This is a genomic window from Acetobacter estunensis (genome assembly GCF_011516945.1).
Classification (GTDB): Bacteria; Pseudomonadota; Alphaproteobacteria; order Acetobacterales; family Acetobacteraceae; genus Acetobacter; species Acetobacter estunensis.
This window is the reverse complement of the sequence record NZ_WOTH01000059.1, coordinates 1-10,420: the sequence shown is the minus strand read 5'-3', so window position 1 is coordinate 10,420 and position 10,420 is coordinate 1. Positions and strand designations below refer to the sequence as shown.

The 10,420-nt window shown below is 59.8% G+C and carries 7 protein-coding genes and 2 pseudogenes; 5 read left to right on the top strand and 4 right to left on the bottom strand.

Features of this window, described 5'->3' with window-relative positions; all coding sequences use genetic code 11:
• Positions 1-127 precede the first annotated feature (127 nt).
• The 5 genes and pseudogenes from GOB87_RS15425 to GOB87_RS15405 form a co-directional block, all read left to right on the top strand.
• Positions 128-577: pseudogene (locus GOB87_RS15425) on the top strand (aspartate-alanine antiporter-like transporter); the annotation flags it as partial.
• Between the two features lie 26 nt (positions 578-603).
• On the top strand, positions 604-2,193 hold the full coding sequence (locus GOB87_RS15420) for a bifunctional aspartate transaminase/aspartate 4-decarboxylase (RefSeq protein WP_166318807.1): 1,590 nt from the start codon (positions 604-606) through the stop codon (positions 2,191-2,193).
• Between the two features lie 154 nt (positions 2,194-2,347).
• Complete coding sequence (locus GOB87_RS15415) at positions 2,348-3,385, top strand: asparaginase (RefSeq protein WP_242006511.1); 1,038 nt, start codon at positions 2,348-2,350, stop codon at positions 3,383-3,385.
• A gap of 99 nt (positions 3,386-3,484) precedes the next feature.
• The gene (locus GOB87_RS15410) at positions 3,485-4,402 is read left to right on the top strand and encodes a transporter (protein ID WP_166318801.1); all 918 of its coding nucleotides are present in this window, start codon (positions 3,485-3,487) and stop codon (positions 4,400-4,402) included.
• Positions 4,403-4,538: 136 nt separating this feature from the next.
• Entirely contained in the window at positions 4,539-5,795 is a 1,257-nt protein-coding gene (locus GOB87_RS15405) for a dicarboxylate/amino acid:cation symporter (protein WP_166318798.1), read from the top strand.
• A 63-nt stretch (positions 5,796-5,858) separates the two neighbouring features.
• Here GOB87_RS15405 and GOB87_RS15400 read toward each other — a convergent pair whose 3' ends face one another.
• The 4 genes and pseudogenes from GOB87_RS15400 to GOB87_RS15385 form a co-directional block, all read right to left on the bottom strand.
• A complete protein-coding gene (locus GOB87_RS15400; RefSeq protein WP_166318795.1) occupies positions 5,859-7,229 on the bottom strand; it encodes a c-type cytochrome in 1,371 nt (456 codons plus the stop codon).
• A complete protein-coding gene (locus GOB87_RS15395; RefSeq protein ID WP_166318792.1) occupies positions 7,222-8,859 on the bottom strand; it encodes a GMC family oxidoreductase in 1,638 nt (545 codons plus the stop codon). Before GOB87_RS15395 ends, GOB87_RS15400 begins: the two co-directional genes overlap by 8 nt.
• Before the next feature lie 23 nt (positions 8,860-8,882).
• Positions 8,883-9,509, bottom strand: coding sequence for a sugar dehydrogenase complex small subunit (locus tag GOB87_RS15390; protein WP_166318789.1), 627 nt, complete (start codon positions 9,507-9,509; stop codon positions 8,883-8,885).
• Between the two features lie 181 nt (positions 9,510-9,690).
• Positions 9,691-10,314 (bottom strand): annotated as a pseudogene (locus tag GOB87_RS15385) (alpha/beta hydrolase); the annotation flags it as partial.
• Positions 10,315-10,420 lie beyond the last annotated feature (106 nt).

Sequence of the window (10,420 nt, the reverse complement as noted above, 5' to 3'; positions counted from 1 at the left end):
ACAATCAGAGACCATTCTTCGTCGCTGATATCAGACGGATATGGTTTGCGTGCAGTATTCATCAATCTGTTCTGCAACACTCACGCCAGAAAGTACATAACACCCTTTAGGGTCTGTTCCGCTCACGCTCGGCAGTGGCGGCGGCGCTCTTCTTTCGGGGCTGCTGTTCGGCTGGTATCAGAGCCGTCACCGCGCAAGTGGAAACATGCCTTCCGCAGCCTCGAACCTTCTGGTTGATCTGGGTCTCGCAGGCTTTGTCGCCGTCACGGGACTTCAGACCGGCCAGCAGGCCATCGCGACCATCATGCAACACGGAATCACGCTCTTTCTTCTGGGCGTGGTGGTGACGCTGGTGCCGCTCATCCTCACCATGTTCTTTGGCCGTTATGTGCTGCGCTACGACAATACGGCCATTTTTGCCGGAGCGCTTGCAGGTTCGCGCAGCGCCAATCCCGCATTCGGTGAGGTTCTGAACAAGGCGGGCAATGCCGTGCCGACAACACCGTTCGCCATCACCTATGCGGTGGCGAATGTGCTGCTGACGCTGCTTGGGCCGCTTGTGGTCGCATTTTCCTGAACATTTCACGGCAAGGAGACCGGACAATGTCCATCGATTACTCGAAATATCGTGATCTCAGCCCCTTCGAACTGAAGGATACGCTGATCGCCCTTGCCTCATCAAAGGCGGATCGCGTGATGCTGAACGCCGGTCGCGGCAATCCCAATTTTCTGGCCACGCTGCCCCGTGACGCCTTTTTCCTGCTCGGTCAGTTCGCGCTCTCGGAAGCACGCCTGTCGTTGTCCTATCTCTCTCCGGGGCTTGGTGGCACCGTACGCGTGGAAGGGATCGAAGGGCGTTTTGACCGCTTCGTTGCCGACAACCACGGAAAAGAAGGCGCCGCCCTTCTCAGTCATGCCGTCAGTTATGTGCGTGACCAGATGGGACTGCCCGCTGACACGTTCCTGCTGGAAATGGTGGAAGGCATCCTCGGTTGCTATTACCCGACGCCGCCGCGCATGCTGACGCTAAGCGAGAAAGTCGTGGGCCAGTACGTGCTGCGTGAGATGGTGGGCGGCGAACTTTCTCTCGATTCCACGGACTTTTTTGCGACCGAGGGCGGAACGGCCGCCATGGCCTATGTCTTCAACTCGCTCAAGCAGAACGACCTCATCCGCAAGGGCGACAAGGTGGCGATCGGCATGCCGATCTTCTCGCCCTATATCGAGATCCCGCAGCTTGAGGAATATGGCCTCGAAGTCGTTTCCATTCAGGCCGACCCTGCACTGGACTGGCAGTATCCGGAAAGCGAACTTGAGAAGCTGCGTGATCCAGCAGTGAAGATGTTCTTCTGCGTCAATCCGAGCAACCCGCCATCGGTCAAGATGAACGACGCCTCGCTCGAGAAGATCGCCTCCATCGTCAAGGACCGTCCGGATCTGATGATCCTGACCGACGATGTGTACGGAACATTCGCCGACGGTTTCCGTTCTCTGTACGCGGTCTGCCCGCGCAACACGATCCTTGTCTATTCCTTCTCGAAGTATTTCGGCGCGACCGGCTGGCGTCTGGGCGTCATCGGCATGCACAAGGACAATCAGATCGATGCGCGCCTCGCGCAGCTTCCGGCGGATGCAAAGGCAGCGCTGGAAAAGCGTTATGCCAGCCTGACCACGGATGCATCCTCTCTGAAATTCATCGACCGTCTGGTGGCGGACAGCCGTGCGGTGGCGCTCAATCACACAGCCGGCCTATCCACACCGCAGCAGGTCCAGATGGTGCTGTTCTCCCTGTTCGCGCTCATGGATCAGGAAGGCCGCTACAAAGCTACTCTCAAGAGCGTCATCCGCCGCCGCGAAGCCGCTCTGTATCGGGAACTGGGTGTAAAACCCAAGGAAGACGCGAATGCGGTGGACTACTACACCCTCATTGACCTTGAGGACACATGCCGCGCCCTCTATGGCGAGGACTTCGCAAAATGGATGCTGGCGCGAGCCAGCACGGGTGAAATCCTGTTCCGTATCGCGGATGAAACCGGAATCGTGCTTCTGCCCGGAGCGGGTTTTGGTGCCACCCGCCCTGCAGCACGCGCCTCTCTGGCCAACCTCAACGAGTTCCAGTATGCGGCGATCGGACGCTCGCTCCGCAAGATGGTTGATGAATACCACGATCAGTTCGTGAAAACACAGGGCTGAATGCAGCCGGTCTGGAAGCGACGCCGGGCGCTTCCAGACCCAACACAAGAGGCAGGAACACCCTCCCCTGTTTCCATCTCCTAAAGGAATGTTCTTCCTTATGTTTTTCCTACGTGTCCTGCCATTTTTCCTTGCGGCTCTAAGTGTAGTGACGATGTCGCCAGCCCGCGCTCGTGCCACAGACATGCAGGCGCGCCAACCCCAGACATCGCTGCCCCGAGTGCTTGTGCTGGCCACCGGAGGGACCATCTCGGGCAAAGCCGACACACGCTCGGCCATTGGCTATGACGCTGGCGCCGTCACGGGTGAACAACTGATTGCAGGCGTGCCCGGTGTGGAAAAACTGGCACGCCTGAAAGTGGAGCAGATCTCCAACATCGCGTCCCAGAACATGAACAGTCAGGTCTGGTTCCACTTGGCCGAACGCATCCATGAAGCTTTTGCAAGGAATGAGGCGGATGCCGTCGTCATCACGCATGGCACGGACACGATGGAAGAGACCGCCTTTTTCCTCGATATCGTGACCGGAGATTCCCGCCCCGTGGTCCTGACCGGCGCAATGCGTCCGAGCACGGCCATTAGCGCGGATGGTCCGGCAAACATGTATGAGGCAGTGAAAGTCGCGACCAGCCCGCAAGCGCGAAATCGGGGCGTTCTGGTGGTCTTGGACGACACCATTCATGCCGCGCGCTGGGTAAGCAAAACCCACACCACGGCGCTGGAGACTTTCCGCTCACGCAATGCGGGACCGGTGGGAATGGCAGACCCGGCAAATGTGCGTTTCTTTACTCCTCCGCGCGCTGAAATCCATCTGCCGTTGTCACAGAACCACGTATTGCCACGGGTCGAGATTATCTACGCGCACGCCGATATGGATGCGGATCAGATTGACGAAGCCGTCAAAAATGGGGCACGAGGCATCGTGATTGCCGGTATGGGAGACGGCAACGTGTCGGAGGAAGCGCTTTCGGGTCTGGACCGTGCTGTGAAAGCAGGTGTTGTGGTCGTGCGCTCTTCCCGTGTGGGTGACGGGTTCGTGAACCGGAACGTAGAGGTCGATGACGACCGGCACGAACTGGTAGCGTCCCTTGATCTCAATCCGCAAAAAGCACGCATCCTTCTGCAGCTTCTTCTTGCCGATGGCCGGAACGCTCCTACGGACATCCAGAAAACCTTTGGCAGGGACTATTGAACAAAATGAGGCGTGGTCGAAACGGTGCGTAAGATCAGGTTGAAACGGAAAGCGCACACTCATGGGAAACGTCATGCAGGAAAGGCCTTTGCCGTCCTCATGGCGTGGATGGGCACCAGTTCGTGGGCACATGCAGACCAATGGTATACAGGCTCCCTCGTCTCGCCCTCGGGCACGACGCGCGTGGGCGTGCTCAATTTCGAGCCTTACTATTCCTATAGCCAACCCGTGGGATATTTTGACGCCCGTGGCGGATCACGTCCTGTCACGCACCCGATGCAGCGGATGTTTTCCAATTCCACCCTGTGGAAATACGGAATCCTGCCCGATTTCAGCGTGCAGGTGCATACGATCGTGGATTATGGCTGGAAGCATGACACTGGACATTCTCACGGCCCCAAGACCGGCGATGTGCCGGTTGACCTGATCTACCGCTTTGTGCGTCCCGACCCGAAACGCTACATCCCTGCCTTCAATCTTTTCGTGGGAATGATCTTTCCCACTGGCGACTACAGGAAACTGGGCGATACGCAGGACGGCGTCGGCAGCGGTGCCTACGTGTTCCGTTTTGCCATCACGGAGCAATCCACCTACACACTGCCCGGCAACCATGAATTGCGCCTGCGCGTGTGGAACTGGTTCCGCCGGGCCGTGACCTCGGCCAAACTTGTCGACACCACCAGCTATGGAACAGCACACGGTTTTCGTGGGCGCGGACAGCCCGGCATGAGCGGCGAGACGGGTTTTTCACTGGAATATGCCCTGAGCCAAAAATGGGTGCTGGCCATGGATCTGGCGCGCGACTGGTCCGATGGATCGCGCATGCACGGACATGATGCCAGTGGGCAATATGTGAAAAAGGTCGGCAGCGCCGGTTCGGACTGGCAGATTGCACCCGCGTTTGAATACAACTGGAACGCCCGCTGGGGTGTGATCGTGGGATCGGCTTTCTATTTCGCCGGTCACAACAAGAGCATTCAGGTTTCGCCGCAATTTGCCATCAACGCGATGTTCTGAATCATCCTGAGCAACGGCTCCTCGACGGAAACGTATCCCAAGCGCGCTCGCCCGCGACAACCCGCGCTTTGACCGCAACGAATCTCCTCCCTATAGGTGCCAGCCTTGCCGGATAATCTGTGAAACGAGAGGTGCGATGGCAGTCGTAGGAAAACCCACCAGTACCAAGCGGCGTACTATTGCCATTCTGGTTGCGCTTGTTCTGGGTGTGGTGTGCGGTCTGAGCGTTCATGATCTGGCACCGGAATGGATAACATTTGCGGAACAGACAGGCTCCCTGCTCACGCAGATCTTTCTGCGCCTGATCCGTATGATTATCGCACCGCTCGTCTTTGCCACGCTCGTCAGCGGCGTCGGCAAACTTGGCGATGACACGATGGTTCTGCGCGTGGGTGGTCGCGTGCTGCTGTGGTTCATCTCCATGTCGTTCCTTTCCCTGCTGATCGGACTGTTCGCCGCGCATGTGCTGTCTCCCGGTAGCGGCTTCTCGGCTCCCCTGCCTGCGGACGTCTCGGGGCTGAAGCACCCGTTCCAGCCGGTGGAGTTCATCCTTCACGTCGTGCCCACCAGTATTCTGGACGCAATGTCGCGCAACGACATTCTTCAGATCGTGGTGTTCGCGGTCCTGTTTGGCGTGGCCCTGCCCGCCGCCAAGACCGCGGGCCAGACGATGCTGAAATGGACCGAGGAACTCGCGCACGTCATGCTGCGGATGACGGACATGGTGATGGTCCTCGCCCCCATGGCCGTGTTCGGCTCCATCATGGGCACACTGGCGCATAGCGGCGCAGGTGTGCTGCTGCTGTTCGGGCGGTTTCTTGCCGAGTTCTACAGCACGATCCTGTTCCAGTGGTGCGTGCTCACCGGCATTACCTGCCTGTTCCTAGGTCGTCGCATCACGGGTCTGATCCGCGAGATGGTGCAGCCGGTCGTGCTGGGGTTTGCTACTGCCAGCAGCGAGGCGGTCTATCCGCTGCTGCTGGAGAAGCTGGAAAACTTCGGCGTGCCCGGGCGCATCGCGGGCTTCGTGCTGCCGCTGGGCTACAGCTTCAACATGGACGGGTCCATCCTGTTCCAGTCCTTTGGCGCACTGTTCATTGCGCAGGCCTACGGCATCCAGATGAGTTGGTCACAGCAGTTCCTGATGGTGCTGGTGATGATGCTCAGTAGCAAAGGGATCGCGGGCGTGCCGCGTGCCTCACTGGTGACGCTCGTAGCGGTGCTCCCACAGTTCGGGCTGCCGGAAGCGGGGATCGCGCTCATCCTCGGCATCGACCATTTCCTCGATATGGCGCGCACGGCCACCAACGTGCTCGGCAATGGTTATGCCGCCGCCGTCTCGGCCAAATGGGAAGGGGTCTTGGCGGAAGGCCCGGCGGAGGAAACGCTATAATCCTTGCGCCGCAATGCGGGCAGAAGAAGGGGGCGGGCCGCTGTGGCCATACCCCCTTTTTTATTATTTGGCGTTGCGGAAATCCGCGACTTGCTGCGCCGTCACGTGATGATCTCCACTGCCGAATGTGGCGGTAAGATAATTCACCAGACTGGCGATCTCGGTGTCGGTCAGACGCTCCACGTCTGACGTGGCGCCAAAGCCCGGCATGAGCGCATGCCCATCTTTCGTGGTGCGATCCACGCCCTTGAGGATCGTCATGATCAGATTGTCAGGCCGTGCGCTGCCGACTGTCGTGTTGTTGAACAGGGAGGGTGCGTAGTGATTGCGCGTGCCGGCCCCGTCGTGTCCATGACAGGCTGCGCAATTGGCGTCATAAATGCCCGCGCCATCCATTTCCGTCAGATCATCGATGCGTTTCGGCACGTCATGACGGATGTCAGCCACCTCCTGCGGCTTGCCGAAGCTGTCGCGCGGCTTGACGTCCAGATCGTCCTCCATCACGGGCACCTGCAACAGATAGGTGGCGATGGCGTGCAGGTCTGAATCCGTCAGATGACTCAGGCTGTGCTCCACGGCTTCGGCCATGGGCCCGGCCGCCTGCGCGTGACCGTCCAGCCGTCCGGTGCGGAGATAGGTGACAATATCATCCTCGCTCCATGATCCGATGCCGCTCGTCTTGCTGGACGTGACGTTCGGAGCATACCAACCGGTGAGGCTCGCGCCCGAAAGGAAGCGATCCTGCTTCTCGCTGAGCATGAAGTTGCGAGGGGTGTGACAGGTGCCGCAATGTTCCAGAGCACTCGTAAGATAACGTCCACGGCGCACCGGATCATAGGTGCCGGAATCACCCGTCTCGGGCTTTTCCATCGTGGTGACATAGTTCCACGCCATCATGGCCGAACGCATCGCGGCCGGCAGCGTGGTGGCATCTTCCGGTGGAGACACGGGAACGGGCTCGACCTTGTGCATGAACCACGCATAGAGCGCCTGCACGTCCTGATCGGTCATCCCGGCATAAGACACATAGGGCATGACGGGAAACAGGTTCGAGCCGTCGCGGCGGATGCCGTGACGGACGGCCTGCTCGAAGTCTTTTTCCGAATACTTGCCGATACCGTGCTCAGGATCGGGTGTGATGTTGGTGGAGACCACATCACCCATGGGCGTGGCGATTTTCAGCCCACCCGCGAAGGGCTTGCCACCGGACGCCGTGTGACAGGCCACGCAGTCGGCAGCGGTGGCGATATAGGCGCCACGCGCAAGCTCCGGGTCGTTCGCCTGATCGGGGGATGGCGCCGGAGACGAGGCCGGAACGGCCGTTGTCGGTGTCGGTGCGAGCGGCGTGGGAGCCTGCGCCTGCGCGAAGGCCGAGCCGCTGCCCATGGTGCCTGCGACCAGAAGGGCAGGGAGGAGTTTTCCGATCTCAGGCATGAGCGAATTCTTTTTTCAGCGTGTCGGCAACGCGCAGTGCAAGGGCTGCAACCGTCAGGGTGATGTTGCCGGTTCCCACCGTCGAGAAAACGGACGAGCTGGCAATGAACAGATTGTCATGGTCATGCGTACGGCACTCTCCATCCACGACGGAATCCTTGGGATCGACACCCATGATGGTGCTGCCGGAGGGATGGTCCTGCGGGAAGTAACCCGGCGTCCACTGCTCGTCCGTGCCGTGCATCAGACCGATCAGTTCGCGGAACACCTTGCGCGTGTGCTCGCAGCTTTTCACGGTGTATTCGGGCAGTTTGTAATACACATCCGGATGCGGGATTCCGAGGATGTCCTTCTTCGTCTTGCTCAGTGTTAGGCGGTTCTCCGGATCGGGGAGTGCCTCGTTATGGCTGAACAGGCGCACGGTGTGCGCGGCGAGATAGCGGATGCGCTCTTCCAGTTCACGCCCGACATAGCCCTTGGCGATGGCCATCTGGGTGGCGAGATCGACCTGATTGTCGTCCACCATATGCACCAGATAGGCCCCACGCTCATTGCGCCAGTCGCCATCACGGAAATTGTCGATCACGTTGGTCTCGAGTGGACCACGACCGGGCCACAGCGCCTTGTCGCCACTAATGAACGTCACCTGCACGCCAGTGTGGTCCATCATGTTGCGGCCCACATGACCCGAACTGTTGGCCACGCCGTCGGGTGACTGCTCATCGGCGGAGACGAGCAGCAGCTTGGCGGTTTCGATGCAATGCGCGGCAATGACGAAATACTTGCCCGTCACGCGATGCGAGGTCTTCTCGGGATCGTAGTAATGCACGGCGGTGACGCGCTTGTTCGCAGCGTCACGCTCGATGCGATACACCACGGCGTTGGCAACGAACTTCGCGCCCGCGGCTTCCGCGTGATAGACGGAATAGCTGCCGTTATACATCGCCCCGATCGGGCAGATGGGCATGCAGTTGTTGTGGCCTTCGCAGGTCGGGCGACCATCATAAGGCCGCGTATTACGCGCCTGCGGTTCATGCACCACGCGCCACGGCGTCTTTTCCGCGATCAGTTTGCGGAACTCCTGCGCGGCATACGAGATGGGCAGAGCGTCCATCGGATAGGGCTGTTTACGTGGGGATCCGAGATCTTCCTTGGCCGGGTCCGGGCCGCAGACGCCCATCATGACCTCGGCCTGATAATAGAACGGCTCCAGATCGTCGTATTTCAGCGCCCAGTCACGGCCCTGCCCGTAGCGCGTTTTCAGCTCGAAGTCGGAGGGGAGATAGCGCCAGGCACACCCGGCCCAATGCCATGTCGTGCCGCCCATCATCCGTAGATAGACCTGCTGATAGGCCTCTGCGTCCGGTCCCGCTGTGTGCAGATAGTCGTTGGGCGTCACCTGATCGGGGGGATGACGCGCCCACGGCACGGCGGGAAAAGGCCCCTGATAGGACGGCTTGTTTTCCAGATTGCGAAAATTCTCGACAAAGTGCTGACGATCCACACGGGGACCGGCTTCCAGCACGATGACGGAAATGCCTGCGCGCACCAGTTCATTGGCAATCGAGCTGCCGGCCACGCCGGAACCGACGATAACAACGTCGGCGGAGAGAGTCTGTTCGGAAGACATGGAATGGAAAATCCCGGAAGTGGTCAGGTCGGCTCAATAACGAGCTTGATCGGAGGCAGCGCGGGCGTGCCGGTCGGTGGCGCGACTTCGGGTGGCTTGCTCGTCCAGTAGAACGGACCGCCGGCGGCATAGGTCTTGGGGAAGATCGCGTCCTTGGTGATGTCGAACATCAGCGCGGAGCGATAGACCACGACGCGTCCATTCGCCACACCGCGATACCAGCCCGCCAGAATCTCGCGGATGACGTCACGGAAAGCGGGATCGGCCTTTTCGGCTTCGCGAGCGAACGCGCTTCCCGACTTCGGTCGGGTTTTCTCCATCAGCGCGTGCAGCTTCCGCAATTGCTGAGGGCGTTTCGCATCGACCTTGAGCAGTTCGTCCAACAATGCCGCCCCGATACGAGCGTCGAGAGCAGGACGGTCCGTCAGTCGCCGCGAGAGCGCCATGAAATGATCGGGTGCCATCAGTGGGGCGGAAGGCGTGACACTTGTCCCCGGCGCATCCGCCCACGCGGAGCCTCCAAGCGCGGCCCCCGCAGCAACACCCATCAACGTGTTACGACGGGAAAGGCGCAGGGCCGAGCGGAGCCGTATGGCGTTTGGTGATGCACACCATCCCGAAGGAGGCTGGTCGTTTCGGTCCGTTGCCATGATCCAGTGTCCTTACACAATCGATCGTTCGGTGAGTGACGGATGAACCGTACAAGATTATGGCAGACCTTAATATTAGGAGCGTGTTTGTGGAAACGCCGGCAGGCCGAAGGCTGCCATGACGTGACATTGTGTGTCATGTCCCTGTCCGGCCCTTTCTACAGGCCGGACAGGGGCTCTTTCAAAGAGCGAGAGCACGCTTCAGGGCCGCGCAGTAGGCGTCCGCGAACCGCAAGCTGAGTTCGGCCTGCGGCACATACATGTCGAAGACATGATACGCACCCGGCACGACCATGACCTCGGTCGGCACAGCAGCGCCCATCAGGCGGGCGGCGTAATCGAGATCCTCGCGCAGAAACAGATCCATCGACCCGACGCCGATAAAGGTGGGTGGCAGGCCGGTCAGATCGGTGGCACGCGCGGCAGCGGCGTAAGCCGGGGTGGACGCTCCACCGGCGGCATCACCCAGATAGGCATGCCACGCATAGTCATTGGCGGAACGTGTCCAGACGAATTCACCGAAATTCGGTCCCGGATCGGTTTTCGTGGCGGTGCGATCATCCAGCATGGGATAGATGAGAAGCTGGAAAGCGAGTTTGTACTGTTTGCGATCACGCGCCATAAGCGAGAGCGCAGCACTCAGACCGCCGCCCGCGCTTTCGCCAGCCACGACCACCTTGTCGCGCCGGATACCGAGCTTTTGCGCGTTCTCGTGCACCCATTTGAGCACCGCGTAACAGTCCTCGATCGCACCGGGATATTTCACTTCCGGTGCAAGGCGGTAATCCACCGAGAACACCTGGAGGGTTCGAAAAACCCTTGGCTCTGAGCTGTTCTGTGTGATTCCATTTCTTCGGCGTTGATTGGGGATGGTGGAAGATGAAGCAGCCTGGTTTCTTTGATGTTGAAGA

Excerpts from the sequence above, each read along its gene's own strand:
- GOB87_RS15420 (WP_166318807.1), top strand. The coding sequence starts at position 604 with ATGTCCATCGATTACTCGAAATATCGTGATCTCAGCCCCTTCGAACTG.
- GOB87_RS15415 (WP_242006511.1), top strand. The coding sequence starts at position 2,348 with ATGTCGCCAGCCCGCGCTCGTGCCACAGACATGCAGGCGCGCCAACCC.
- GOB87_RS15410 (WP_166318801.1), top strand. The coding sequence starts at position 3,485 with ATGGCGTGGATGGGCACCAGTTCGTGGGCACATGCAGACCAATGGTAT.
- GOB87_RS15405 (WP_166318798.1), top strand. The coding sequence starts at position 4,539 with ATGGCAGTCGTAGGAAAACCCACCAGTACCAAGCGGCGTACTATTGCC.
- GOB87_RS15400 (WP_166318795.1), bottom strand. The coding sequence starts at position 7,229 with ATGCCTGAGATCGGAAAACTCCTCCCTGCCCTTCTGGTCGCAGGCACC.
- GOB87_RS15395 (WP_166318792.1), bottom strand. The coding sequence starts at position 8,859 with ATGTCTTCCGAACAGACTCTCTCCGCCGACGTTGTTATCGTCGGTTCC.
- GOB87_RS15390 (WP_166318789.1), bottom strand. The coding sequence starts at position 9,509 with ATGGCAACGGACCGAAACGACCAGCCTCCTTCGGGATGGTGTGCATCA.